Origin of the sequence: Embleya sp. NPDC056575 (genome assembly GCF_042793325.1) — a bacterium.
Taxonomy (GTDB): Bacteria; Actinomycetota; Actinomycetes; order Streptomycetales; family Streptomycetaceae; genus Embleya.
In genome coordinates, this window is the sequence record NZ_JBHTVA010000050.1 from 16,743 (window position 1) to 41,001 (window position 24,259).

Annotated in this window: 23 protein-coding genes and 1 riboswitch; of the genes, 10 read left to right on the top strand and 13 right to left on the bottom strand. The window is 73.2% G+C overall.

Annotated features, from left to right (window positions below):
• Window positions 1-54: 54 nt before the first annotated feature.
• Window positions 55-855 carry a cobalt-precorrin-6A reductase gene (locus ACFRCG_RS32665; protein ID WP_380038133.1) on the bottom strand — a complete coding sequence of 267 codons (801 nt, stop codon included), beginning with the start codon at window positions 853-855 and terminating at the stop codon, window positions 55-57.
• 17 nt (window positions 856-872) lie between these two features.
• On the opposite strand from ACFRCG_RS32665, the gene ACFRCG_RS32670 reads away from it, so the two are divergent.
• Entirely contained in the window at window positions 873-1,967 is a 1,095-nt protein-coding gene (locus ACFRCG_RS32670; RefSeq protein WP_380038136.1) for a cobalt-precorrin-5B (C(1))-methyltransferase, read from the top strand.
• Window positions 1,968-1,981: 14 nt separating this feature from the next.
• Here the strand turns inward: ACFRCG_RS32670 and cobM are convergent, their stop codons facing one another.
• The 6 genes from cobM to ACFRCG_RS32700 all read right to left on the bottom strand — a co-directional run bounded on the left by cobM (window position 1,982) and on the right by ACFRCG_RS32700 (window position 10,959).
• Window positions 1,982-2,746 carry a precorrin-4 C(11)-methyltransferase gene (gene cobM, locus ACFRCG_RS32675; protein WP_380038139.1) on the bottom strand — a complete coding sequence of 255 codons (765 nt, stop codon included), beginning with the start codon at window positions 2,744-2,746 and terminating at the stop codon, window positions 1,982-1,984.
• Window positions 2,743-4,050, bottom strand: a complete 1,308-nt coding sequence (gene cbiE, locus ACFRCG_RS32680) for a precorrin-6y C5,15-methyltransferase (decarboxylating) subunit CbiE (RefSeq protein ID WP_380038142.1) — start codon at window positions 4,048-4,050, stop codon at window positions 2,743-2,745. The genes cobM and cbiE overlap by 4 nt, the downstream gene beginning before the upstream one ends.
• Window positions 4,043-7,690 (bottom strand): cobaltochelatase subunit CobN, encoded by a 3,648-nt coding sequence (gene cobN, locus ACFRCG_RS32685; protein ID WP_380038144.1) that lies wholly within the window; start codon window positions 7,688-7,690, stop codon window positions 4,043-4,045. Before cobN ends, cbiE begins: the two co-directional genes overlap by 8 nt.
• Before the next feature lie 204 nt (window positions 7,691-7,894).
• Window positions 7,895-7,996: riboswitch (cobalamin riboswitch) on the bottom strand.
• A gap of 138 nt (window positions 7,997-8,134) precedes the next feature.
• A complete protein-coding gene (locus tag ACFRCG_RS32690; protein WP_380038146.1) occupies window positions 8,135-9,262 on the bottom strand; it encodes a threonine aldolase family protein in 1,128 nt (375 codons plus the stop codon).
• Window positions 9,263-9,354: 92 nt separating this feature from the next.
• Window positions 9,355-9,555, bottom strand: coding sequence for a cold-shock protein (locus tag ACFRCG_RS32695; protein ID WP_379996997.1), 201 nt, complete (start codon window positions 9,553-9,555; stop codon window positions 9,355-9,357).
• A 240-nt stretch (window positions 9,556-9,795) separates the two neighbouring features.
• The gene (locus tag ACFRCG_RS32700) at window positions 9,796-10,959 is read right to left on the bottom strand and encodes a CaiB/BaiF CoA transferase family protein (RefSeq protein ID WP_380038148.1); all 1,164 of its coding nucleotides are present in this window, start codon (window positions 10,957-10,959) and stop codon (window positions 9,796-9,798) included.
• 95 nt (window positions 10,960-11,054) lie between these two features.
• Here ACFRCG_RS32700 and ACFRCG_RS32705 point away from each other — a divergent pair, with 95 nt between their 5' ends.
• The 3 genes from ACFRCG_RS32705 to ACFRCG_RS32715 all read left to right on the top strand — a co-directional run bounded on the left by ACFRCG_RS32705 (window position 11,055) and on the right by ACFRCG_RS32715 (window position 13,488).
• Window positions 11,055-11,837, top strand: a complete 783-nt coding sequence (locus ACFRCG_RS32705) for an ArsR/SmtB family transcription factor (protein WP_380038150.1) — start codon at window positions 11,055-11,057, stop codon at window positions 11,835-11,837.
• Window positions 11,838-12,029: 192 nt separating this feature from the next.
• Window positions 12,030-12,578 (top strand): NUDIX hydrolase, encoded by a 549-nt coding sequence (locus ACFRCG_RS32710; RefSeq protein WP_380038153.1) that lies wholly within the window; start codon window positions 12,030-12,032, stop codon window positions 12,576-12,578.
• 64 nt (window positions 12,579-12,642) lie between these two features.
• Entirely contained in the window at window positions 12,643-13,488 is an 846-nt protein-coding gene (locus tag ACFRCG_RS32715; RefSeq protein WP_380038155.1) for a DUF4344 domain-containing metallopeptidase, read from the top strand.
• Window positions 13,489-13,553: 65 nt separating this feature from the next.
• Here ACFRCG_RS32715 and ACFRCG_RS32720 read toward each other — a convergent pair whose 3' ends face one another.
• The gene (locus tag ACFRCG_RS32720; RefSeq protein WP_380038157.1) at window positions 13,554-14,195 is read right to left on the bottom strand and encodes a DUF4240 domain-containing protein; all 642 of its coding nucleotides are present in this window, start codon (window positions 14,193-14,195) and stop codon (window positions 13,554-13,556) included.
• A gap of 115 nt (window positions 14,196-14,310) precedes the next feature.
• Between ACFRCG_RS32720 and ACFRCG_RS32725 the strand changes: the two genes are divergently transcribed.
• Genes ACFRCG_RS32725 through ACFRCG_RS32750 form a run of 6 tightly spaced genes read left to right on the top strand, consistent with a single transcriptional unit; the run spans window position 14,311 to window position 19,126 of the window.
• The gene (locus ACFRCG_RS32725; protein WP_078974592.1) at window positions 14,311-14,739 is read left to right on the top strand and encodes a molybdopterin-binding protein; all 429 of its coding nucleotides are present in this window, start codon (window positions 14,311-14,313) and stop codon (window positions 14,737-14,739) included.
• 15 nt (window positions 14,740-14,754) lie between these two features.
• Window positions 14,755-15,606, top strand: a complete 852-nt coding sequence (modA, locus tag ACFRCG_RS32730) for a molybdate ABC transporter substrate-binding protein (RefSeq protein WP_380038159.1) — start codon at window positions 14,755-14,757, stop codon at window positions 15,604-15,606.
• Complete coding sequence (locus ACFRCG_RS32735; RefSeq protein WP_380038161.1) at window positions 15,603-16,433, top strand: ABC transporter permease; 831 nt, start codon at window positions 15,603-15,605, stop codon at window positions 16,431-16,433. Before modA ends, ACFRCG_RS32735 begins: the two co-directional genes overlap by 4 nt.
• Complete coding sequence (locus ACFRCG_RS32740) at window positions 16,430-17,542, top strand: ABC transporter ATP-binding protein (protein ID WP_380038163.1); 1,113 nt, start codon at window positions 16,430-16,432, stop codon at window positions 17,540-17,542. Before ACFRCG_RS32735 ends, ACFRCG_RS32740 begins: the two co-directional genes overlap by 4 nt.
• Window positions 17,543-17,581: 39 nt before the next feature.
• Window positions 17,582-18,013, top strand: coding sequence for a very short patch repair endonuclease (locus ACFRCG_RS32745; RefSeq protein ID WP_380038165.1), 432 nt, complete (start codon window positions 17,582-17,584; stop codon window positions 18,011-18,013).
• A gap of 9 nt (window positions 18,014-18,022) precedes the next feature.
• On the top strand, window positions 18,023-19,126 hold the full coding sequence (locus ACFRCG_RS32750) for a DNA cytosine methyltransferase (protein ID WP_380038168.1): 1,104 nt from the start codon (window positions 18,023-18,025) through the stop codon (window positions 19,124-19,126).
• Window positions 19,127-19,176: 50 nt separating this feature from the next.
• Here the strand turns inward: ACFRCG_RS32750 and ACFRCG_RS32755 are convergent, their stop codons facing one another.
• The 5 genes from ACFRCG_RS32755 to ACFRCG_RS32775 form a co-directional block, all read right to left on the bottom strand.
• Entirely contained in the window at window positions 19,177-19,839 is a 663-nt protein-coding gene (locus ACFRCG_RS32755; RefSeq protein WP_380038170.1) for a hypothetical protein, read from the bottom strand.
• Between the two features lie 132 nt (window positions 19,840-19,971).
• Window positions 19,972-21,387: a tetratricopeptide repeat protein gene (locus ACFRCG_RS32760; RefSeq protein ID WP_380038172.1), complete on the bottom strand. Its 1,416-nt coding sequence runs from the start codon at window positions 21,385-21,387 to the stop codon at window positions 19,972-19,974.
• A gap of 43 nt (window positions 21,388-21,430) precedes the next feature.
• Window positions 21,431-22,756: an alpha/beta hydrolase family protein gene (locus ACFRCG_RS32765; protein WP_380038174.1), complete on the bottom strand. Its 1,326-nt coding sequence runs from the start codon at window positions 22,754-22,756 to the stop codon at window positions 21,431-21,433.
• A gap of 65 nt (window positions 22,757-22,821) precedes the next feature.
• Window positions 22,822-23,241, bottom strand: a complete 420-nt coding sequence (locus ACFRCG_RS32770; RefSeq protein ID WP_380038176.1) for a nuclear transport factor 2 family protein — start codon at window positions 23,239-23,241, stop codon at window positions 22,822-22,824.
• Between the two features lie 55 nt (window positions 23,242-23,296).
• Window positions 23,297-24,217 carry a zinc-binding dehydrogenase gene (locus ACFRCG_RS32775; RefSeq protein ID WP_380038178.1) on the bottom strand — a complete coding sequence of 307 codons (921 nt, stop codon included), beginning with the start codon at window positions 24,215-24,217 and terminating at the stop codon, window positions 23,297-23,299.
• Window positions 24,218-24,259 lie beyond the last annotated feature (42 nt).

The following is a 24,259-nucleotide window of genomic DNA, read 5'->3' on the forward strand; positions in this document are numbered from 1 at the left end:
GTGCGGGGCGGGGTCGAGGTGCGGATTTATGGCACAGTGACTGATATGTACGCCTCACGCCCCGCCCGGCGCCCCGCCGACGGCCGCCCTGGCCAGGACCCAGCGCGCGGCGCTCGCCGCGTCGGCGACCTGTTCCGGCGCGGTCGCCTCGGGACGGCGGATCAGCACCACGGGCAGGCCGAGTTCGCGGGCCGCGGTGAGTTTGGCCGCGGTCTGGGTGCCGCCGCTGTCCTTGGTGACGATCGCCTCGACGCGGCGGTCGCGCATCAGCGCGATCTCGTCCTCGACCGTGAACGGGCCCCGGGCCAAAAGCACTTCGCAGGCCCGGGGCAGTGCGCCGGTGGGCGGCTCGACGCTGCGCAGCAGAAACCACAGATGGTCCAGGTGCGCGTACGGCGCGGTCTCCAGGCGCCCGGTGGTCAGGAACACCCGGCGGGCCAGTCCGGGCAACACCCGTGCGGCGTGCTCGGCCGAGTCGACCGGGTGCCAGTCGTCGCCCGGCACGGCCGTCCAGCCCGGCCGTTGCAGCCGCAGGAGCGGTACGCCGACCTCGGCGCAGGCGGCGACCGCGTGCGCCGAGATGCGGGCCGCGAACGGGTGGGTGGCGTCGACGACGCCCGCCACGTCCCGGTCCCGCAGCCAGGCCACCAGGCCGGGTATTCCACCGAAGCCGCCCACCCGGGACTCGCCGACCGGCAACACCGGCGCCCGGGTCCGCCCCGCCAGCGACGACACCACCCGCAGTCCGGGCGTGTCCGCGACGAGTGCGGCCAGGGTCCGGGCGTCGGAGGTGCCGCCGAGCACCAGCAGCACCCGACCGTCGGCCGGCCGGCCGGATGGTGTCGCCTCGCTCATGATCGGCTCCCGCTCCGATGACGCGCCCCGATCGCCCGCTGCGTCGCGGCTGGACCACCGGGGCGTGTGCCACGGCCGCCACCACGGCCGCCTATCAGGCCCTGCTGAGCGGCGAGTTCCCGGATCCGGTGACGGTGTACCTGCCCGGCGGGCAGACGCCGGCGTTCGCCCTCGCGGTCGAGGAGCGTGGCGCCGACGTGGCGATGGCGGGTGTGATCAAGGACGCCGGGGACGATCCGGACGCCACCCACGGTGCGCTGATCCGGGCCACCGTGCGGCACGCGGCGGCCGGGTCCGGGGTGACGTTCCGGGCCGGGCCCGGGGTCGGCACCGTGACGCTGCCCGGTCTGCCGCTGCCCGTCGGCGAACCGGCGGTCAATCCCGTCCCGCGCATGCTGATGCGCGAGGCGGTGGCGCGGGTGGCCGGCGCGTACGGCGGCACCGGTGACGTCACGGTGGAGTTGTCCGTGGACGACGGCGAGCGCATCGCCGAGCGGACCTGGAATCCGCGCCTGGGCATCCTCGGCGGCCTGTCCATCCTGGGCACCACCGGCATCGTGATCCCCTACTCGTGCTCGGCCTGGATCGACTCGATCCGCCGGGGCATCGACGTCGCGGCGGCCACCGGCGAGACGCACGTGCTCGGCGCCACCGGCACCACGTCCGAGCGGGTCGGCGCCGAGCTGCACGGGTTGTCCGGCACGGCCCTGCTGGACATGGGCGACTTCGCGGGTGCGCTGCTCAAGTACCTGCGCCGGCACCCGATTTCGCGGTTGACCATCGCCGGCGGCTTCGCCAAACTCTCCAAGCTCGCCGACGGACATCTCGACCTGCACTCGGGCCGCTCGCAGGTGAACCTGGACCACCTCGCCGAGCGAGCCGCGGCGGTGGGCGGGGACGCGGAGTTGGTCGCGAACATCCGCGCCGCGAACACCGCGCTGCACGCCCTGCAACTGGCCCGTGCCGCCGGGGTCCCGCTCGGCGACGCGGTGGCCGAGGCCGCTCGGGACGCGGCGCGCGACCTCCTGCGCGGCAGCGAGACCCCGATCACCGTGGACGTGATCGCGATCGACCGCGGCGGCACGATCGTCGGCCGCGCCGAACCCGGGTAGCGGCGCCCGCCCGTTCATCCGGCCGGCTGCGACGCCGCTGCCCGGTCGCGCGCCTCGCTGTACAGGTGGCTGTCGCAAAAACCCGGTTCGCCCAGCACGCGGCCGACCATGATGACCGCCACCGCCCTGATCCCGTTGTCGCGCACCAGCGACACCAGGTCGGCCAGTTCGCCGCGCACGATCAGCTCGTCGGGGCGCGACGCGCGGGCGACCACCGCGACCGGGCAGTCCGGGCCGTACAGCGGGGTCAATTCGGCCACCACACGCTCGACTTGGCCCACCGCCAGGTGCAGCACGAGCAGCGCGCCGGAGCGGCCGAGGCCGGCCAGGTCCTCGCCGGGCGGCATCGCCGTCGCGTTGCCCGCGACCCGGGTCAGGATCACCGTCTGACCCACCGTCGGCAGCGTCAACTCCCGGCCCATGGCCGCCGCCGCGGCGGCGAACGCCGGTACGCCCGGGGTGATGTCCCACGGGATGCCGAGCGCGTCGAGGCGGCGCTGCTGCTCGGCCACCGCGCTGAAGAACGAGGTGTCCCCCGACTGGAGGCGGGCCACGTCGTGCCCGGCGGCGTGCGCCGCCCGCAGTTCCTCCACGATCTGATCCAGGTTCAGGTCGGCGGTGTCCACGAGGCGGGCGCCGGGCGGTGCGGCCTCGACCAGTTCGCGCGGTACGAGTGCGCCCGCGTACAGGCACACCGGCGACGCGGCGATGATGCGCAGCCCCCGCACCGTGATCAGGTCGGCGGCGCCGGGGCCGGCGCCGATGAAGTGCACGGTCATGGGTGGGACTGCTCCTCGTCGGAGGGGAAAACGGACACGGGTTTCACGGCCACCCATTGGGTGACCGGCATCGCCGGCCGCCACCCGGTGAACGAGCCCACCGGGCCGGACCGGGTAACCTGAAGGCGGGTCAACTCGCCGCCGAAAACCGCGCGTTGCCGCACCAACTCGGCCTCGGACTCGGCGACCACGGCGTTGGCCACCAATCGTCCGCCCGGGCGCAGCGCGTGCCAGCAGCGCTCGACCACGCCGGGCGTCGTCAGCCCGCCGCCGATGAAGACCGCGTCAGGCGTCTCCCCGTACAGCGCCTCCGGCGCCCGGGCGACCACGATCCGCAGATCCGGCACGCCGAGCGCGATCGCGTTCGCCGCCGCCCGCTCGGCCCGGTCCGCACGCGCCTCGAACGCCGTGGCCCGGCAGTGCGGATGAGCGCGCATCCACTCGATCCCGATGCTGCCGCTGCCCGCGCCGACGTCCCAGAGCAGTTCGCCGGGGCGCGGCCCAAGGGCGGCCAGCGTCACCGCCCGGATCTCCCTTTTGGTCAACTGCCCGTCGTGCGTGTAGGTGTCGTCCGGCAGGCCGGCCAGCCGGCTCAGTCCCGGCCCCGGCCCACACGCGACGGCGACCACGTTCAGGTCCGCGAACCGCCGCTCCGGGGCCGCCGCGAGCGCGTCGGCGGTGCCGCGCCACATCGACTCGTCCGGGCCGCCGAGGTGTTCGAGCACGGTGACCTCGCTCGTCCCGAACCCGCGCGCCACCAGCAGTGCCGCCGCCCGACCCGGCGTCAGCCCGTCCGCACTGAGCACCAACACCCGCTGGTCCGTGGCCAGTTCGGCGGCCAGGGTGTCGAGTGGTCGGCCCACCGCGCTGACCACCGCCACGGTCTGCGTCGACCAGCCGAGCCGCGCGCAGGCCAACGACGCCGACGAGGCCGCCGGCAGCACGGTGACCCGATCGGCGCCCAACCTCCGGACCAGCGTGGCCCCGACGCCGAAGAACATCGGGTCGCCACTGGCCAGTACGCACACCCGCCGGGACGCCGCCAGGTGGGCCACGAAGCCCACCTGGAACGGCGACGGCCAAGCGATCCGTTCGGCCTTGGTGTCGGGCACCATCGCCAAGTGCCGCGCTCCGCCGACCAACACCTCGGCCTCGCGCACCGAGTCCCGGGCCGCCTCGGACAGTCCGACCCAGCCGTCGTCCCCGATCCCGACCACGGACACCGGACCGGTGCCGGTGAACGGCGCCCCCATCAGGGACACCGCCTCCGACACCAGCCCGGCCCCGGTCTCCCGCTCAGCCATCCCCCGCGTCCTCGCCGCCTTCGAGATCGCCCTCGACATCCAGGTACACCTCGCGCAGCCCGTCGAGCGTGGCCGCCTCCGGCTTCTCCCACATGCCCCGGTCGGCCGCCTCGAGGAGCCGCTCGGCGATCCCGCGCAGCGCCCACGGGTTGGACGTGCGCATGAACTCGCGGTTGGTCTCGTCCAGGACGTATTCGCCCGCGAGCTTCTCGTACATCCAGTCCGCCACCACGCCGGTGGTGGCGTCGTAGCCGAACAGGTAGTCCACGGTGGCCGCCAGCTCGAACGCGCCCTTGTAGCCGTGCTTGCGCATCGCCTCGATCCAGCGCGGATTGACCACCCGGGCGCGGAACACCCGGGCGGTCTCCTGCTGGAGGGTGCGGGTGCGGACCGCGTCGGGCATGGTCGAGTCGCCGATGTAGGCGGCCGGAGCGGTCCCGGTCAGCGCGCGCACCGCGGCGACCATGCCGCCGTGGTACTGGAAGTAGTCGTCCGAGTCGGCGATGTCGTGCTCGCGCGTGTCGGTGTTCTTGGCCGCGACCGCGATCCTGCGGTACGCGTCCTCCATGTCCTCGCGCGCGAACACCCCGTCCAGGCCGCGCCCGTAGGCGTAGCCGCCCCACGTCGCGTACACCTCGGCCAGGTCCGCGTCGTCGCGCCAGGTGCGCGCGTCGATCAGCGGCAGCAGGCCCGCGCCGTACGCGCCCGGACGCGAGCCGAACACGCGCGTGGTGGCGCGCCGTGCGTCGCCGTGCCGCGCGACGTCCGCCCGCACGTGCGCCCGGACGTAGTTGTCCTCGTCCGGCTCGTCCGCCTCGGCGGCCAGCCGCACCGCGTCGTCGAGGAGCAACACCACGTGCGGGAAGGCGTCCCGGAAGAAGCCGGAGATACGCACGGTGACGTCCACGCGCGGGCGGCCCAGTTCGGCGGGCGAAATCGTCTCGATCCCGGTCACCCGGCGCGACGCGTCGTCCCAGATCGGCCGCACGCCCAGCAGCGCCAGCACCTCGGCGATGTCGTCGCCGCTGGTCCGCATCGCACTGGTGCCCCAGACCGAAAGGCCGACCGAGCGCGGCCAGTTCCCGTCGTTGTCGGCGCGGTAGCGGGCCAACAGCGAGTCGGCGAGCGCCTGTCCGGTCTCCCAGGCCAGTCGGCTGGGGATCGCCTTCGGATCCACCGTGTAGAAGTTGCGGCCGGTCGGCAACACGTTGACCAGCCCGCGCAGCGGCGAACCGCTGGGCCCGGCCGCGACGTAGCCGCCCTCCAGGGCGTGCAGCACCGCGCCGATCTCGTCCCCGGTGCGGTCCAGGCGCGGCACGATCTCGGTCGCCGCGAACGCCAACACCTCGGCGACGGCGGGCGATTCGTCGCCCAGCACCTCGGCGGTGACGGCCGCCGCCCGGGTCGGGTCCCAGTCGGCCGCCTCCATCGCCGCGACCAGCCGATGCGCCCGGTCCTCGGCGTCGTCGGTCTCGGTGCGCGAGGCGCCGCCGCCCTCGACCAGGCCGAGGGATTCGCGCAACCCCGGCAGCGCGGCGGCCCGTCCGCCCCACACCTGGCGCGCCCGCAACATCGCGGTGACCAGGTTGATCCGGCCCTCGCCGGTGGGCGCGTCGCCCAGGATGTGCAGGCCCTCGCGGATCTGCGCGTCCTTGACCTCGCAGAGCCATCCGTCCAGGTGCAGGATCAGGTCGTCGAACTCGGCCTCGTGCGGCCGGTCGGTGATGCCCAGGTCGTGGTCCAGCTTGGTGGCCTGGATCAGCGTCCAGATCTGGCTCTGCAGGGCCGGGCCCTTGGCCGGGTCGAGCGCCTGCACGTTGGCGTATTCGTCGAGCAGTTGCTCCAGCCGGGTCAGGTCGCCGTACGTCTCGGCGCGCGCCATCGGCGGCACGAGGTGGTCGACGATGATCGCGTGCGCGCGCCGCTTGGCCTGTGCGCCCTCGCCCGGGTCGTTGACCAGGAACGGGTACACCAGCGGCAGATCGCCCAGCACCGCGTCGGGGCCGCACTCCGCGGACAACCCCAGGTTCTTGCCCGGCAGCCACTCCAACGTGCCGTGCTTGCCCAGGTGTACGAGGGCGTGTGCGCCGAAGCCGGCCGGCCCGGCGGGCGCGTCCAGCCACCAGTAGGCGGCCAGGTAGTGGTGGCTCGGCGGCAGGTCCGGGTCGTGGTAGATGGCGACCGGGTTCTCGCCGAAGCCGCGCGGCGGTTGGATGATCAGGATGACGTTGCCCGCGCGCAGCGCGGCGAGCACGATCTCGCCCTCCGGGTCGCGCGAGTGGTCCACGTACAGCTCGCCGGGCGGCGGGCCCCAGTGCTCCTCGATGTTCGCGCGCAGTCCGAGCGGCAGGGTGGCGTAGCGCTCGCGGTAGGCGGCGGCGGAGATCCGGACCGGGTTGCCTTCGAGCTGACCCTCCGTCAACCACTCGGGGTCCTGGCCGCCGGCCGCGATCAGCGCGTGGATCAGCGCGTCGCCGTCCGGGGGTTCCAGGCCGGGCAGCGCGTCGGCGCCGTCGAGCGCGCCGACGTCGTAGCCGGCCGCGCGCATCGCGCGCAGCAGCGCGACCGCCGAGGCGGGGGTGTCCAGGCCGACGGCGTTGCCGATCCGGGAGTGTTTGGTCGGGTACGCGGAGAGCACCACGCCGACCCGGCGCTCCGCGGCCGGTACGTGCCGGAGCAGGGCGTGTCGTACCGCGATCCCGGCCACCCGGGCGGCCCGTTCGGGATCGGCGGCGTAGTGGGTGAGGCCGTCCGCGCCGGTCTCCTTGAACGAGAACGGGACGGTGATCAGCCGGCCGTCGAACTCGGGTACGGCCACCTGGGTGGCCGCGTCCAGCGGTGACAGGCCCGCGTCGCCGGCCTCCCACTCGGCCCGGCTGGTGGTGAGGTTGAGCGCCTGGAGGATGGTGATGTCGAGTCCGGCCAGCGCGCCGACGTCCCACTGCTCGTCGTCGCCGCCGGCGGACACCTCGGCGGGCTTGGCCCCACCGGCGCCGCCCGCCGCGAGCACGGTGACCAGGAGTGCGTCCACTTCGCCGAGCGCGGCGAACAACGACTCGTCGGCGCCGCGCAGCGAGGCGCACCAGATCGGTACCGGCCGCCCGCCCGCGTTCTCGATCGCCGTGCACAGGTCGGCCACGAACGCGGTGTTCCCGGCCAGGTGGTGCGCGCGGTAGTACAGCACGCCCACCGCCGGACCGTCGCCGCCGGACGCCGTGCGGTCGAGCCGCCCCCAGGAGGGCACCTCGACGGGCGGCTCGAAGCCGAAGCCGGTGAGCAGCAGCGTGTCGGACAGGAAGCGGTACAACCGGGTCAGGTTGGCCGGGCCGCCCTGGGCGAGGTAGGCGTGCGCCTGGGCGCTCACCCCGGCGGGCACCGTGGCCAATTCCATCAGCGCCGCGTCGGCGGCGAGTTCGCCGCTGACCACGACCACCGGGCGCGGTCCGGCGAGCAGCGCGTCCAGGCCCGCCTCCCAGGCGCGCCGGCCGCCGAGCAGGCGGACCACGACGAGGTCGGTGCCGTCGAGGAGCGCGGGCAGGTCCGCCACGTCGACCCGGGAGGGGTTGGCCAGGCGCCAGTCGCCCTCGCTCGCCTTGGCGCTGAGCAGGTCGGTGTCGGAGGTGGAGAGGAGGAGGATCACCGGGAGCCTCCGGCGGGGACGATGCCGCGGGCCGACCGGCGGGGCGTGTGGCCGCCGGGCGTGGGGTGGGCGAGCGGGTGGCCGCCGGGCGTACGTCGGCTGGGTGTACGTCGGCTGGGTGTGCAAGAACGCCGGCAGGACGAAATCGTCACCTGGAAGCGCCTCTCCGGGGTCCGCGCCCCATCGGACTCGGGGTGAGACGCGCAGTTCCTGACTCCCGGTCGCGCCGTGGTCGACGTCGGACGACGTCGTACGGCGGAGCCGGTCACAGTGGCGGGACCGTCCCGGGATCACACCGGGTTCCTGCCACGCCCTCCCCGCGCCGGTAGGGCCGGCGCGGGGCCAGCATTGCTCAGTGGCCCGCCTTGACGCAACATGCCCGGATCGGCGTGGGCGGCGGGGGTGACACATGTCACCGACGGCCGCCGGTCGCCGCGCCCGCGCTCAGCCGCTTTTGCGGACCCGCTCCACGAATGCGCCGAACTCGTCGGCGACCTCGTCCTCGGTCCACTCCAGGGCGGGTTCGGCGACGGTGATCTCCGTGTACGACAGGCCCGGCGGCCCGGGCTCGGTCCAGCGGCCGGTGAGCCACACGCCACGCTCGACGGCGTACTCGACGTTGACCCGGTTGAGCAGTTCGGCCGGGTACGGCAGCCACGCCTGGAACTGGTGGGTGTGCGGGACCGCCGGGAACACCCTGGTCTGCGGCACCCGGGCGAGGCCGGCCGCCACCGTCGCGGCATGCCCGACGCAGGTCGCCAGCCGGGGCAGGGTCTCGGTGAGCGCGGCCAGCGCCTCCAGCGCCATCGGCCAGGCCTGGAACGGTCGCCCGCCGTAGCGGTGGCGCCACGCGTGCGCCTCCTCGATCAGCTCGGCGTCGCCCGCGAGAGCCGCCCCGGCGCTCGCGCCGAGACCCTTGTAGTAGGACACGTACACCGAGTCGAACAGGTCGACGATCTCGGTCAGCCGGTGTCCGAGCCCGGTGGTGCTCTCCCACAGCCGGGCGCCGTCCAGGTGCAGCGCGGCGTCCCGATCCCGGGCGGCCTGCACGACGGCGATCAGGTCGTCCCAGGCGGGCAGGACGAAACCGTGGTCGCGCAGCGGGAGTTCGTAGAAGAGTGTGCCGAACCGCTCGGCGCTGCTCCGGACGTCGTCGGCGGTGATCTGCCCCGGCCCCCGGGCGAGCACGAGCGGCCGGAGCCCGGACAGGACCGAGATCGCGTCGCGCTCGTAGGTCAACGGGTGGGCGCGGGGGTGGATGCCGACCACGTCGGATCCCGTGGCCCCGGCGTGGATGCGCAGCGCGACCTGCTGGGCCATCGTGCCGGTGGGGAAGAGCAGCGCGGCCTCGGTGCCGAGCAGCTCGGCGGTCCGGGCCTCCAGGCGGGCGACCGCGCCGCCGTCGCCGTAGGTGTCGGGCCATTCGTCGGGGTCGACGTTCTCCCGCACGTAGGTGTCGAGCCGGGCCAGCCGCTCGGCGACCGTGGCGGGCCGTACCCCGGACAGGATCCGGCCGCACGCGCGGATCACGCGCATGCGGCCGACGTGCTCGTCGTTGCCGATGTATGCCATGGGGGCATCATGCAACGCGCGGGGATCGCTCCGGTACGCACACACGGCCCGCCCCGGGAAGGGGACGGGCCGTTCGGGTGGTGCGGCGTGGATCAGACGGTGATGTTCTCCGCCTGCGGGCCCTTCTGGCCCTGCACGGAGTCGTAGGTGACCTTCTGACCTTCGGTCAGCTCACGGAAGCCCTGCGACTGGATCGCCGAGTAGTGCGCGAAGACATCCGGGCCGCCGTCGTCCGCCTGGATGAAGCCGAAGCCCTTTTCCGCGTTGAACCACTTCACGGTTCCAGTAGCCATACAAATCTCCTTCGTGGTGCCGAATGTGGACGTGCACACATGCACATCCACAGGCCGCAACAGCAATTCACTCGTCACACGAATCCGGTTCTGGACAAACAAAAAGCGCCCGACGGTCACGACCGTAAGGCGCTCACAAAATTCATGGGAACCACTACTGCAACTGCCCCAAGGCTAGCACGGAAATGTCGCGGAGATCGGGAGGCGGAGAAGTATTTCCGGTGGCGGGCCGCGCGTCACCTACTCGCCGGCGGGCTTCGGCTCGGTGAACCCCAGCTCCGCGAGGATCGCCTCCGTGTGCTCGCCGACCGCCGGGATCGGGCCCATCGCCGGCTCGCGGCCGGCCACCGTGACCGGCGGCAGCAACGCGCGCAGCGGGCCGGCCGGGGAGTCGACGGTGCGCAGTCGGTCGCGGGCGGCGAGTTGCGGGTGGTCGGCGAATTCGGCGACGGTACGCATCCGGGCGTTGGCGATGCCGACCGCGTCCAGGCTCGCCACGATCTCGTCGGCCGTACGGTCCGCGAAGGCCGCCTCGATCAGCGCGGTGAGCCGCTCGTTGGCCGCCACCCGCAGCGAATTGTTGCGAAAGTCCGGATCATCGACCAACTCCGGCCGCCCGAGCACCCGTTCACACAGCGCGGCCCACTCCCGGTCGTTCTGCACACCCACGAACACCTGCCCGCCGCCGCCCACGCGGTACGGCCCGTAGGGCGCGATCGCCGCATGCCGGGCCCCGGTTCGCGGCGGGGGTGTGCCGCCGTAGGTCGCGAAGTAGTACGGGAACCCCATCCACTCGCCGAGCGCGTCGAGCATGGAGACCTCGAAAGAGCTGCCCTCGCCGGTGAGTTGCCGCTCGTAGAGCGCGGTGAGCAATCCGGTGAAGGCATACATCGCGGCGGCGATGTCGGCGATCGGAATCCCCGCCTTGGCCGGCTCCTCGGCGGTACCGGTGACCGACAGCAGTCCCGCCTCGCACTGCACGAGCAGGTCGTACGCCTTCTTGTCCCGATAGGGCCCCGCGGTCCCGTAACCCGATATTCCACAAACGATCAGCCGCGGAAATCTGGCCCGCAATTCCGCCGCGCCGAGCCCGAGCCGATCGGCCGCGCCCGGAGCCAGGTTCTGGACGAACACATCGGCCCGGGCCAGCAGTCGATCCAAAATCTCCGGCGCCCGCTCGTCCTTCACGTCGAGCGTCAGACTTTCCTTCCCCCGATTGGCCCAGACGAAGTGGCTGGACAAACCCTCGACGGTCTCGTCGTACGCCCGGGCGAAATCCCCCGCGCCGGGCCGCTCGATCTTGATCACCCGGGCACCGAGATCCGCCAGTTGGCGCGTGGCGTAGGGCGCGGCGATGGCCTGTTCGAGCGAGACGACGGTGACACCCGTGAGCGGTAGGAACACGCCCCCATCCTGACAGAGCCGGACGCGCGCACGGCCTGTCGGCGGCGGCGAACCCTTCGGTCCGGGCCGAAGCGTCCCGGGGTGATGATGGCGGCATGGACTCGATCGCACGTGCCTCCGATCCGGATTCGGTGCCTCGCCTCGCCGCGCTCGCCGCGTTGCTCGCGGACGAGACGCGGGCGGCGGTGTGCCTGGCCCTGCTGGATCGGCGGGCCTGGACCGCCGGCGAGTTGGCCCGGCACTGCGGGGTCGCGCCGTCCACGATCAGCGAGCACCTGACCCGACTCGTCGAGGGCGGCCTGCTGGTCGGGGAGCGGCAGGGGCGGCACCGGTATGTGCGGTTGGCCGACGCGGGGGTGGCGCGGCTGGTCGAGGACCTGGCCACGTACTCGGCGCCGGCGACGCCCCGGCCGGCGACGTCGCTGCGGGCGCACTCGGCCGGCGCGGCCCTGGCCCGGGGGCGCACCTGCTACGACCACCTGGCCGGCCGCCTCGGCGTGGCGATCACCGACGCGCTCACCGCCCGGGACCTGCTCCGCCAGGACGCCGGCTTCGCGATCACCGACGCGGGCCTGACCTGGCTCACGGACCTTGGCGCCGACCTCACCACCTCCGGCAAACGCCCCCTGGCCCGCCCCTGCCTGGACTGGACCGAACGCCGCCACCACCTGGCCGGCACGGCCGGCGCCGAACTGTGCCGGCTGTTCCTGTCCCGGGGCTGGACCGAACGTGTCGGCACGGGCCGCGCGGTCCGAGCCACCGAGGCAGGGCGCACCGAACTGGGCCGGATGCTGGGCATCCGGCCGGAGGAGTTCGAGGTGACGGCGAGCGGCACGGCTCCGGCCCGAACGGAAGCCGGCGCCCTCACACACGCGTGAACGCCGGTGAGGGTGCGCCCACCGGTGTTCGCATGGGCGGCGAGATCGGCCGGAGTGAACGGGCGCCCGAGCGGACCAGGGCCCGGACGCGGGCTTCGGCGAGCGATACGCCGTTCTCCGCCGGAAGCGCCGTTTCGATGAACTGCGCCTGCCCGCCCGGGTCCCGGGGGCCGAGTCGCGATACTGAGCGCCATGACACACCCCCCGGACCCGGACCCGACGGCGGTCCCGTTCTCCCGGATCAAGGTCCGGGTCGGCGCCCTCGTCTTCTGCGGCGCCGAGATCGCCCTGATCCGACGTGAACATGGCGGGTCCCCCCTCTACGTCCTGCCCGGCGGCAACGTCGAGGAGGGCGAGGACTTCGCAAAGGCCCTACGCCGCGAACTCGTCGAAGAACTCGACCTCGACGTCGAGCGGGCCGAGGGCGGCGAGCTGTTGTGGATCCTCGACCAGCGCGTCAGCCGCCCGGGTCGCACCCCACCGCCACGCAAACTCCACCTGATCCACCGCCTGCACATCACCCCCGAGATCCGCGCCCGCCTCGCGGCGCACGAGCGGGACGAACTCCCCGACGGAAGCCACGACGTCGGCACGATCGTCTGGATCGACTACCGCAAGACCGCCGAACTCCCCGTCTTCCCACCGATCACCGGGTCCCTCACCGCCCTGCCCACCCCCCATGCCCCCACCACCGACGCCGCCCTGCCCCCGGTGACCGACGAGACATACACCTGGCTCTGACCACCGGCCCACCGGTCGCACGACGATCGCTCCGCTCGGTGGATGGCGCGTATACCTTCGGCACATGCGGGCTTGGGGTGGGGGCGGGCGGTGGCGCGGGCGGGTCCGGGTGGGGCTCGTCGTGGTGGTCCTGGTCGGGGGATGTGGTTTGGCCGGGGGCGATGCGGACGAGGTTCGGCCTACGGACACGAAGGACTTGCCGGCTCCGGGGCCGGGGCGTGGTGGTGGCTTCGTGGTTCGTTATGAGGAGCCGGATTTCGCGGATCGGGGGGATGCGGGGTTTCTGCGTGCTCGACGGCCCATGGAGGAGGCGGTCGAGGCGCTCGGGGCATTCGTCGACCCCGGGCGGGAGATCGTCGTCGTCGGGCGTTCCTGTGGTGGGGAGGGTTCCGCGTACGATCCCGAAACCCGTCGCATCGAGGTGTGTTACGACGATGTCGCGGACGAGCGTGGTCTGTTCGAGCGTGGTGGCCATCGGCCGGCCGACGACGAGGTCGTCGCCGTCCTGGTGGAGACCCTGTACCACGAGGCCGGCCACGCCCTCGTCGACGTCCTGCGGTTGCCCCTCGACGAACGCGCCGAGGAGGATGCGGCGGATCGGTTCGCCGCGCTGATGTTGCTGCGGCAAGGGGTGGGCGGGGAGCGGCGGTTGCGGGCGGCCGTGGAGGAGTATCGGCTTTCGGCGGCGGAGGCCGGCAGGGCCGCTCGCGATGCGAAGGACGAGCACGCACCGGATCTCGTGCGCGCCGCCGATCACCTCTGCCGGCTCTACGGCGCCGCCCCCGACCGGAATCCCGACCTGGCGAACACGAGCCTCCTGCCACGGGAACGCGTCGCCGGCTGCGCGGCCGAGTGGACGAGTGCGCGCGACGCCTGGCTGAAGGACCTCGCGCCCATCCTCCGCCGATAGCGTCGGCGCCCGCCGTGTGGGCGGGTCCACTCGGTCGAAGCCGTCGCCCGCCTCACCGTCTCGGGTCAGGGGAAGAGGGCGTGGAGCCTGGGGAGGAGTCGGGCTCGGGCGGTGTCGGTGAGGCCGTCGTCCGGCGGGTTCGGATCGGCCGCGAGGTCGATGCCCAGGGCGTCCAGGGCGTTTTCCAGGCCGTCCTCCTGTCCCGTTCGCGCCTCGTACGCCTCTTCGGCGACGTAGGCCAGTTCCTCCCACTGCGGCCATTCCGCGTCGGACCAGGATTCGAACGGCCGGCCGGCCAGGCACCGCACCTCCGGCAGGTCGGCGAGCGCGTCCGGGTTCGCGACCACCCGCTCGTAGGCGTCGCGGCCCAGGCCGATCACCCAGGGTTGGAAGTACCAGAAGCCGTCGTCGGAGCAGAAACCGCCCATGATCCGCGCGGCGGCGGCCCACGACACCCACGTGTCCAGCGGCCGGCGCACCTCGTCCAGGCCGATCTGGAAGCCCACGATCTCCGGCAGCGGAAGGCCCGAGAGCCGATCGCACAACACGCGCAGGCGTTCGTTCGGGTCGGGGTCGGCCCGGCGGGCTTCCTCGATCAGGTTCCACACGTCGTCTCGATGCACGATCGCCACCCTGCCGGCCGGGTCCGACACAGCGACCACGACGCCGCCGCGGACGGCCGGTCGGATCGAATCTGCGAGGCCCATGGCGGAAACATCCTGGTATCTGCAAGGATGACGCTCCGCAGGCGACGGCCCCGCCGCCGCCTGCGTACATCGGCTTCGCTCTGCGGGAGAGGCGCGCGTGGCTAGGATCCCGGCCGTGAACACGTTCGGGATCGGTGACGCGGCGGCTCTGCTCGGTGTGAGCGCGGACACGGTGCGGCGATGGGTGGACTCCGGTCGACTCGACGCGCGGCGGGACGAGAACGGCCGGCGGGTGGTGGACGGTGCGGCGTTGGCCGCGTTCGCCCGCTCGACGGCCGCCGGCGACGCCCGCGCGGACAGCGAACGGCTCGGCTGGTCGTCGGCGCGCAACCGCTTCCGCGGCATCGTCACCGACGTCCGCAAGGACACGGTGATGGCCCAGGTCGAGATCCAGGCCGGGCCGTATCGGGTGGTCTCGCTGATGAGCGCCGAGGCCGCGGACGAACTCGGCCTGCGGGTCGGCGTACTCGCCACCGCGGTGGTGAAGTCGACGAATGTCATGGTGGAGCGGACCGAGGGCGCGCGCGAGCACTCCCTCGAATAGCTGGGAGTGGGCACAGTGGGCGCAATCGGGACGGTGCGAGCCAGGCGGGCGATCGCGGCGACGCTGCTCGCGGGGGCGATGGTGACCCTCGCCGCGTGCGGCGACGACGACGGGAAGAAGAGCGACAAGGACACCCCGAAGGCCGCCACGCAGGCTCCCGGCAGCACGCCCGCCGCCGACGCCAAGCCGCTCAAGGGCACCGTCACCGTGTTCGCCGCCGCCTCGTTGACCGAGACGTTCACCGCGCTGGGCAAGCAGTTCGAGGCCGCCCACCCCGGCGTCACCGTCAAGTTCAACTACGGGGGCAGCTCGGCGCTCGCCGCGAGCATCAACCAGGGTGCGCCCGCCGACGTGTTCGCCTCCGCCGACGAGAAGAACATGAAGCTCGTCACCGACGGCAAGAGCGCCGACGGCACACCCACCGCGTTCGCGAAGAACACCCTCCAGATCGCGGTGGCCCCGGGCAACCCGAAGAACATCAAGTCGCTCGCCGACCTCAAGCAGGACGGCCTCAAGGTCGCCCAGTGCGCCCCGCAGGTCCCGTGCGGCGCCGCCGCCAAGACCGCGCTCGACGCGGGCGGCGTCAAGTTCACCCCGTCGACGCTCGAACAGGACGTCAAGGCCGCGCTGACCAAGCTCACCCTCGGCGAGGTGGACGCCGCGCTCGTGTACCGCACCGACGTCAAGGCCGCGGGTGCCAAGGTGGTCGGCGTGGACTTCCCCGAATCCGCCCAGGCGGTCAACACGTACCCGATCGTCCCGCTCGCGAAGGCGCCCAACGCCGACGCGGCCAAGGCGTTCGTCGCCTTCGTCCTGGCCGAGCCCGGCCGCACCGCGCTGACCGCGGCGGGTTTCCAGGCCCCGTGATCGGCTCTCCCCGGGTCCGCCGCCGCGTGCGGGCCGAACGTCCGCGCCGCGGCGGCGCGCCCCTGGCCCTGCTCGTCCCCGGCCTGATCGGCCTGGTGTTCCTGGTGCTGCCGCTGCTCGGACTGCTGATCCGGGCGCCGTGGAGCGACCTGGGGAGCCAACTCGGCAGCGGCGAGGTCCGCGAGGCGCTGAAGCTCTCGCTGTTCACCGCGACCGTGGCCACCGGCATCGTGCTCGTGCTCGGTGTGCCGCTGGCGTGGCTGCTCGCCCGTACCGACTTCCCCGGGCGGCGCCTGGTCCGCGCGCTGGTCACCCTGCCGCTGGTGTTGCCGCCGGTGGTGGGTGGCGTGGCGCTGCTCCTGGTGCTGGGCCGCCGGGGCATCGTCGGCGAGTGGCTGGACGACACGTTCGGCTACACGCTGCCGTTCACCACCACCGGGGTGATCGTGGCCGAGGCGTTCGTGGCGATGCCGTTCCTGGTGATCAGCGTCGAGGGCGCGCTGCGGGCGGCGGATCCGCGGTACGAGGAGGCCGCGGCCACGCTGGGCGCGTCCCGCTGGACCGCGTTCCGCCGGGTCACCCTGCCGCTGATCGCCCCGGGCGTGGCGGCGGGCGCGGTACTCGCGTGGGCCCGCGCGCTCGGCGAGTTCGGCGCCACCATCACCTTCGCCGGCAACTTCCCGGGCAAGACCCAGACGATGCCGCTCGCCGTCTACCTCGCGCTCGAAACCGATCCGGAGGCGGCGATCGTGCTCTCCCTGGTGTTGTTGGCGGTGTCCGTGCTGATCCTGGCGGGCCTGCGCGAGCGTTGGATGACCACGTCGTGACCGGCCCGGGCAAGGCATCCGACACGGCGCCCGACGCGGCACCCGACGCGGCCTCCGGTCTCGACGCGCATCTCGTGGTCGCCCGCGACGCGTTCCGCCTGGACGTACACCTGACCGCCGCACCCGGCGAGGTGGTCGCGCTGCTCGGACCCAACGGCGCCGGCAAGAGCACCGCGCTGCGCGCCCTGGCGGGCCTGACCCCCCTCGGCGGCGGGCACACCCGACTCGCCGGCGTCGACCTGGAGGATCCGGGCCGACGCCGGTACACCCCGCCCGAGCGGCGACCGGTGGGCGTGGTGTTCCAGGACTACCTGCTCTTCCCGCACCTGTCCGCGCTGGACAACGTCGCCTTCGGCCCGCGCTGCCAGGGCGTCGGCCGGCGCGAGGCGCGCGCCGCGGCGGCCGAGTGGCTGGAGCGGGTCGGCCTGGCCGAGCACGCCGGCGTCAAGCCGGGTCGGCTCTCCGGCGGCCAGGCGCAGCGGGTCGCCCTCGCCCGGGCGCTGGCCACCCACCCGCGGCTGCTGCTCCTGGACGAGCCGCTGGCCGCCCTCGACGCGCGCACCAGGGTGGAGATACGCGCCACGCTGCGCCGGCACCTCGCCGATTTCGACGGCGTCGCGGTGGTGATCACCCACGATCCGCTCGACGCGATGGTGCTGGCCGACCGGCTCACCGTGATCGAGGCGGGTCGCGCGGTCCAGGAGGGCACCCCGGCCGAGGTGGCCCGGCACCCGCGCACCGACTACGTGGCGCGCCTGGTCGGCCTGAACCTGTACCGCGGCACCATCTCCCCCGGTGGCGTCGAGGTAGCCGCCGGGCAGCGGCTGGTGGTCGCCGAACTCCCGGACGCGGCCGAGGTGTTCGTGGCCTTCCCGCCATCGGCGGTGACGCTGTACCGCAGCCGCCCCGACGGCAGCCCGCGCAACCTGTGGCAGGTCGAGGTGGACGGCATGGAACTGCACGGCGACACGGTGCGAGTCGAGCTGACCGGCCCGGTGCCGCTGCTCGCCGACGTCACGCCACTGGCCGTCGCCGAACTCGAACTCGCGCCCGGGAAGCCGGTATGGGCGGCGGTGAAGGCCACCGAGGCGCGTGCGTACCCGGCCTGAACACCGTTGCCGCGCGCGATGACGGTGCGAGCGTGCACCATGGTCCCCGTGACGAGCCTGACCACCACCGACGCGACTCGTGCCCGGATGAGTCGCCAACGCAGCAAGGACACCGACGTCGAGGTCGCGCTGCGACGTGTCCTGCACGGCATGGGACTGCGCTACCGGGTGCACCGCCGCCCGCTCAAGGGCGTCCGCCGCGAGGCCGACGTCGTCTTCGGCCCGGCCAAGGTCGCCGTCTATGTCGACGGCTGCTTCTGGCACGGCTGCCCGGTGCACGCGACCTGGCCCAAGCGCAACGCCGAGTTCTGGAAGACCAAGATCGAGGGAAACCGCACCCGCGACGCGGACACCGACCGGCGGATGGCCGAGGCCGGCTGGTTGGTCGTGCGGGTCTGGGAGCACGAGGACGCGGCGGTCGCGGCGGTCAGGGTTCGGGATGCGGTGATCGCCAGGCGCGCGGCCGGCTAACCTGTCCGCATGGCACGACCCATCACCATGATCGACCTGTTCGCGGGCTGCGGTGGAATGACGTCCGGGTTCGCCGCCGCGAAGGGCTTTCGGCCGGTCATGGCGGTCGAGTGGAACCTGCACGCGGCCGCGACCTACGCCGCCAACTTCGGCGAGGCGCACATGCGCTGGGGCGACATCGCGGAGATCCCGGACCGGGACATCCCACGCGCCGACGTGATCATCGGCGGCCCGCCCTGCCAGGGTTTCTCCAACCTCGGCAGCCGCAACGTGGAGGATCCGCGCAACAAGCTCTGGAAGGAATACCTGCGCTTCGTGCGTCGGGCCAAGCCCAAGGTGTTCGTGATCGAGAACGTGGACCGCTTCCAGAAGTCCGCCGAGTTCGCGCTGTTGCTCGCCGAGGCGCAGCCCGGCGGCCTCCTGGAGGGGTACGAACTGACCGACGCGCTGCTCCCGGCGGTGGACTACGGCGTTCCGCAGCGCCGCAAGCGGGCGATCGTGATCGGCTCACGGATCGGCCGGATCGAGGCACCCGAGCCGACCCACGGCCCCGGCCGCCGACTGCGCTGGAGCACCGTGCGGGACGCGATCGCGGATCTGCCGCGTGTGCCCGGGACGACCAGCCTGCCCACGTCGAAGACCGAGTTCTTCGGCCGCCCGGTGCCCGGCGTGTTCAAGGAGGCCGACCTGCACCTGGGCCGCACGCCGACCGAGCGCTCGCTGCTGCGCTACGACTGCGTGCCGCCCGGCGGCGGCCGGTTCGACCTGCCCGACCACCTGCTTCCCGACTGCTGGCGGAACAAGAAGACCGGCACGACGGATGTGATGGGCCGGATGCGCTGGGGCCACCCGTCGCTGACCATCCGAACCGAGTTCTACAAGCCCGAGAAGGGCCAGTACCTGCACCCGCAGTGGAACCCGGACGACCCGGCCGACCGGGTCAACCGGCCGATCACACACCGCGAGGCGGCCCGGCTCCAGTCCTTCCCGGAGACCTTCGTGTGGTGCGGGTCCAAGACCGAGATCGCGCGGCAGATCGGCAACGCGGTGCCGCCGGGGTTGGCGGAGGCGATCGCCCGGCAGTTGAAGCCGAGGTTGCGCGAGGCAGGGTGATCGGCGGTCGGGTGATCGGCGGTCGCGGGGTGATCGGCGCCCGCGACCGGTCAGGAGGGCGTTTCCTCGTCCAGGGCGTACATCCGGGGCGGTAGCTGCTCCTCGGCCAGGTCCAGGTCGGTCCCGTCCAGGTCGAGCCACACCCGATCGCGGCGCTCGGCGGGGCGGTCGAGGCCGCTCGCGGCCCAGGTGAAGATGCCGCACACGGTGGCCCGGTCCCGGTCCGGCGCCTGGATCTGGGCGGCGAAGCAGACGGCGAGCGCGGTGCGGGTGGGGATCAGGTACTGCTCGTCGTCCGGGTCGGGCCGGCCGGTGGTGGCGGCGCGCGGGGGTTCGAGCACCTTCATCCAGGTCAGCGTCGCGCCCGGGGCCTGACCCGCGAAGCAGTCGGTGACCGCTTCGCGCAGCGCGGCGGCCGGGTCGTCGCCGATCCAGTCGAACCAGGCGTCCTGGTCCAGCAGCTTGCCGAAGTCGTCCCGCGGCGGGCCGTGGTGCGGGTTCTCCCGGTACTCCCCGGTGAGCACCCCGTCGGGGCCGACCAGCCACGCGCCGCGGATCGCCTCGCCGGGCACGTAGCCGTTCGGGTCGTCGGCGTAGGCCGGGTCGATCTCGGCGACGGAGCCGCCGGGCGACTGCGCGGCGGCGGCGGCGAGTCCGGGGTCGTCCGGGGGCTCGCGTCGTACCACGGACCCGGTCACCGGGGGCTCACCCATGCCTACCACTCTCCAGCGCTCGTCGACGGTGTCGGAGGGCTCGGCTCATCCGCGCGGCCCCGGACAGGTCGGCCATTCTCGCGCACGGCCGCGGGGCGGCCGGCCGCCGGGCGACCCGGTCCGGCCCGCCGCTCAGCGACCCCAGGCGACGGTGATCGCCTTCGTGTGTTCGACCGCCTGCTCCCGGGCCGTGGCCGCCTCGGCCGCCCGGCCCAGTTCCTCGGCCAGCCGGGCCCGACCCAGCCAGTTGTACGGGCTGCTCGGTCGCAGGTTGACCCGCTCGCTCAGGAGGGTGCGGGCCAGGTCGTGCCGCTGTGCGCGCAGGGCCGCCTCGACCAGGGTCTGCTGGATCGCGTCGCGCTGCGCGTGGCTGCCGCCGAAGGTGTTCAGGCGGTGCCGGATCGGGGCGAGGATGTCGACGGTGTCCGGGTAGCGCCCCTGTTCGAAGGCGACCAGCGCGCGGCACACCGGCAGGCCGACCTCGGCGGTCATCGTGTGGTTGCTCACCCCGGGGTGCGGGTCGGCCAGCCACCGCTCCCGGTCGCGGACCACCGCCTCGGCGTCGGCGATCCGGGCGGCGCCGAGATAGGCCATCACCGCGTGCACGTCGTTGAAGGCGTAGTACGGGCCGTCGGCGCGGGCCGCCCACGCGTCGGCCAGTCGGGCCCAGCGCTTCGGCTGTTCGCCGCCCGCCAGGTGGATGCGCCACAACAGCGCGGAAGCGTCCAGGAGTTCCATCGCGGCGCCGATCGAGTGGTCGTTGTGCAGCACGGCGTCGTAGATCGCCAGCGCCCGGTCGATCGCGCCGGCCTCGATCGCGTACAGGCCGTAGTGCCACCAGTTGTGCACGTTGAGGTAGTTGCCGCCCGACCAGTCGCCGACCCGGGCGTCCAGGAAGCGGATGCCCTCGGCGAAGCGGCCCTGCATCTCGTACGTGTGCACCACCGCGTGGATCGCCCACACATCGCGCGGGTGCGCCGCCACGGCGGCCAGTCCGGCCTGTTCGGAACGCTCGTAGTGGCCGGTCTCCTCCAGGCCGAACGCGGACATCCCGAGCAGGGGCCCGTAGTGCGGATCGTCCGGCTCCCACGCGCTCAGCGCGCCGCCGACGCGGTCGCGCAGCCGGGTCGCGTCGCCGGTGAAGAAGTCGATCTGATGGCCGATCGCGAGCGCGAGCGTGTCCCGGGGGTGCGCCACGACCAGGTCGCGCAGGATGTCCCCGGCCCGGTGGATGTCACCCGCCAACCACGCCTCGGCGGCCTCGAGGTGGGCCGACTCGCGCGCATCCCCCCGCGCCCCACCGGCCGCGAACGCCGCGAAACGCTCCCGCGCGGCGGCGGCATCGGCCGGCTCGGTGCCAAGCAGCCCGAGATAGGCGGCGAACACATGCCCCATCGGCGCCTGGGGAGCCGCCGACAACACGGCCTCCACCTCGACGGAAACCTCCGCCCGAAAGAACAACAACGCGTCAAGCCCACGCTCGAAGCGCCCGGCCGCCTCCGCTCCCATCCCGGACAACCCGAGCCCCTGCCGATCGACCACGCCCACCGAGATTCCTTCCATCACACCCGAACCCGAGCCGCACCCCCGATTAAACACGCCGCGCGTGCTCGCGCCCGAGCTCCAACGGGTGATTCGTCGGGATCGATGCCTTCGTTGATTCGGGGGGAACGATCGGATCGGTCTCGGATGAACCGGCGAGACCGGTGCCCACCGTCGGCCGTATCGGGCGGATCGCGCGGCGAGGCCGGGGGTGACCGTGTCGGAGGACCTGGTCGCGCTGCTCCGGGTGGCCGTCGAGGGCAACACCGTGTTGTCCCCGGCCGCGGCCCGCAACCTGGCCGAGGCGGTCGGTGAGCCAGTCGCTTGTGTCGGGGAGCCAGGCCGCCTGGGCGTTGCAGAGTAGGTGGTCGCCGTGGGGGATCAGCAGGATCTCCGCTTCGGGGGCGTCGTGGGTCACGTGGGCGGCCGGCAGTACGCCGGGGGTGATGTCCTCGCCGCCCTCGACCACCCGAAGGGGTGCGTGGATGCGGTCGGCGATGCCGGTGAGATCGACGTGGCGGGTGAACTCCTTGGCGGCGGCCGGGCTTCCGGTGCGTACCGTGAGCGTTTCTCGGACGAACAGCGGGAGTTCCGGCCAGTCCAGGCGATACGGACCGCTGACCGCGACGACGGCCGCCACGCGGGGTTCGTGGGCGGCGGTCAGGAGCGCGTAGAAGCCGCCCAGGCTCAGGCCGATCAGTCCGACCCCGCCGCGCGTGTCCAGGTCCGCCCGCGCGTCGAGGGCGTCGATCACCCGGCTCACCACGCGGTGGTAGTCGGCCCGCGGCGCGGTGTCGACCAGCACCCCCTGGCCCGGACCGTCGAAGGAGAAGACGCCCAGGCCGCGACGCAGCAACGCCTCGTCCACCGCCTGGAATTCCTCCTTGCCGGAGTTCAACCCCGGCGCCACCACCACGACCCGGGGCGGCAGTGCCGCGTCGACCGGCCGGCGCAGCCATCCCGCGAACCCCTCCCCCTCGATCCGCACCGCACCCGGATCCAGATACCCGAACGCCCGCCGCATCGCCGCGTCGGCCGCGCGCGCCGCCACGATCGTGCCCGTGTGGTCGGCGGCCGGCGGGAACGTCGCACAGTGCAGCCACCGGGCGGCGGTCCGGAACGCCTCCCCCGCCGACACCTGGTGACCGCTCGCCGCACGCCGCTCGCCCACTCGCGAGTACGCCTCGCCGACCCGACGGAACGCGGCCGGCCACTCGGCGAGCGTGTCCAGGTCGGTCGCCGTGACCCGGTCGTACTCGTACGGGTCCAGCCCGCAGGCGATCGCCCGCGTACGGTTGCCGGCGACGAACTGCGGCAGGAATCCCGGGATTTCGAAGACGGTGGAGACATCGGGGAGCACGTTCGTGGATGTCATGGTCGTCGTGATCGCCTTTCGGGCGTTGTGTGCGGATGCGGCGGGTGGCGACGGTTCGGTGGGCGTCAGGCCGCGACGACGTGGTTCGGGAACAACACGCGACCCGTGTGGCCGGTGTCCGCGTACTCCCGTACCGACACGATCCGGCCGTCCGCCACCTCGAAGATCCCGAGGCACCGGTTGTGGTACTCGACCCCGCCGACCGTGACCGCGTCCGAGGTCCATTCGGCGAACACCACGTCGCCGTCCGCGTGGATCGACACCAGGCGAATCCGTACCGTCTCCGGCCGCAGCAGCGCGCCGACGTCGCCGAGGAAGTCCTCGATGATCGTGTCGCGGCCGACCCAGGTGCGGGAGATGGGCAGTTCGCCGGGGTAGGTCCAGGTGGCGTTTTCGGCGAAGCTCGCCCGGATCGTGGGCAGATCGCCGTCGGCGACGGCCTCGACGTAGCGGGTGACGACGGCCTTGGGGGCGGTGGTGGTCATGACGTACTCCTGGGGCGTGGATGGGTCAGGGGGGTGCGAGGGCAGGCGGGCGGGGTCACGACACCGTCAGTACCGCCTTCCCCCGCACGTGCCGCTCGCGCAGGTCGGTGAGCACCGCGGCGGTCTCGGACCAGTCGGCGACCAGACCGAGTTCGGGGTTCAACCGGGCCTCGGCGACCAGTCGCACCAGCGTGCCGAGGTCGGCGGCGAACGGCGTGTCGCAGTCCATGTAGTGGAAGTGGCGCAGGGTGGCCGACTCGGGCCCGGCGAAGAAGTCGAAGAAGTCGAGGGTGACCGGGGTCCGGCTGGCCTGGCCGAACCAGATCAGCAGTCCCCGTCGGCGCAACTTCGCCAGCGCTCGGGGCAGTTCGGTGCCGCCGGTGGATTCGAGCACCACGTCGTACGGGCCGACCGCGTCGCCGACGTCGTGTACGACCGCCGCGGCGCCCAATTCGACCAGGCGGCGGCCGCGTTCCGGGGACCGGGTGACCGCGGTGACCTCGGCCCCGGCCGCGGCGGCCAGTTCGGTGACGTAGTGGCCGACTCCGCCGGACGCCCCGGTGAGCAGCAGTCGGCGGCCCGCGACCGGCCCCGCCGTACGCAGCAGCCGCAGCGCGGTCAACCCGGCCAGTGGCAGCGCGGCGGCGACGGTCGCGGGGATCGATTCGGGGAGCGGCGCGAGCGCGGAGGTCGGCACGGCGGCGTACTCGGCCCACCCGCCTCCCATCGGGTGCCCCACGACGCGGGTGCACACCGCCGGCCCCGAGCCGTCCGCCGCGGCCTGGACCACCAGCCCCGCCACGTCCTTGCCCGGCCGGTGTCCCGCGCGCGGATGCTCCAGCAGGAAGGTCTCGCCCCGGTTCACCGCGAACGCCTCCACCTTGACCAACGCCTCGTCGGGACGCGGCCGGGGCTGCGGCACCTCCTCGGGGACGACCCAGGACCCGATCCCACCGCTCGGTGTCAACGCCTTCATCTCGATGCCCTCTTCTCGCCGTGTGCCGGGCCGCCCCGCCCT

Bases quoted from the DNA above. Each gene is read 5' to 3' on its own strand.
- ACFRCG_RS32665 (WP_380038133.1), bottom strand. From the start codon at position 855: ATGAGCGAGGCGACACCATCCGGCCGGCCGGCCGACGGTCGGGTGCTG.
- ACFRCG_RS32670 (WP_380038136.1), top strand. From the start codon at position 873: ATGACGCGCCCCGATCGCCCGCTGCGTCGCGGCTGGACCACCGGGGCG.
- cobM (WP_380038139.1), bottom strand. From the start codon at position 2,746: ATGACCGTGCACTTCATCGGCGCCGGCCCCGGCGCCGCCGACCTGATC.
- cbiE (WP_380038142.1), bottom strand. From the start codon at position 4,050: ATGGCTGAGCGGGAGACCGGGGCCGGGCTGGTGTCGGAGGCGGTGTCC.
- ACFRCG_RS32690 (WP_380038146.1), bottom strand. From the start codon at position 9,262: ATGGCATACATCGGCAACGACGAGCACGTCGGCCGCATGCGCGTGATC.
- ACFRCG_RS32695 (WP_379996997.1), bottom strand. From the start codon at position 9,555: ATGGCTACTGGAACCGTGAAGTGGTTCAACGCGGAAAAGGGCTTCGGC.
- ACFRCG_RS32705 (WP_380038150.1), top strand. From the start codon at position 11,055: ATGGACTCGATCGCACGTGCCTCCGATCCGGATTCGGTGCCTCGCCTC.
- ACFRCG_RS32710 (WP_380038153.1), top strand. From the start codon at position 12,030: ATGACACACCCCCCGGACCCGGACCCGACGGCGGTCCCGTTCTCCCGG.
- ACFRCG_RS32715 (WP_380038155.1), top strand. From the start codon at position 12,643: ATGCGGGCTTGGGGTGGGGGCGGGCGGTGGCGCGGGCGGGTCCGGGTG.
- ACFRCG_RS32720 (WP_380038157.1), bottom strand. From the start codon at position 14,195: ATGGGCCTCGCAGATTCGATCCGACCGGCCGTCCGCGGCGGCGTCGTG.
- ACFRCG_RS32745 (WP_380038165.1), top strand. From the start codon at position 17,582: ATGGTCCCCGTGACGAGCCTGACCACCACCGACGCGACTCGTGCCCGG.
- ACFRCG_RS32750 (WP_380038168.1), top strand. From the start codon at position 18,023: ATGGCACGACCCATCACCATGATCGACCTGTTCGCGGGCTGCGGTGGA.
- ACFRCG_RS32755 (WP_380038170.1), bottom strand. From the start codon at position 19,839: ATGGGTGAGCCCCCGGTGACCGGGTCCGTGGTACGACGCGAGCCCCCG.
- ACFRCG_RS32765 (WP_380038174.1), bottom strand. From the start codon at position 22,756: ATGACATCCACGAACGTGCTCCCCGATGTCTCCACCGTCTTCGAAATC.
- ACFRCG_RS32770 (WP_380038176.1), bottom strand. From the start codon at position 23,241: ATGACCACCACCGCCCCCAAGGCCGTCGTCACCCGCTACGTCGAGGCC.
- ACFRCG_RS32775 (WP_380038178.1), bottom strand. From the start codon at position 24,217: ATGAAGGCGTTGACACCGAGCGGTGGGATCGGGTCCTGGGTCGTCCCC.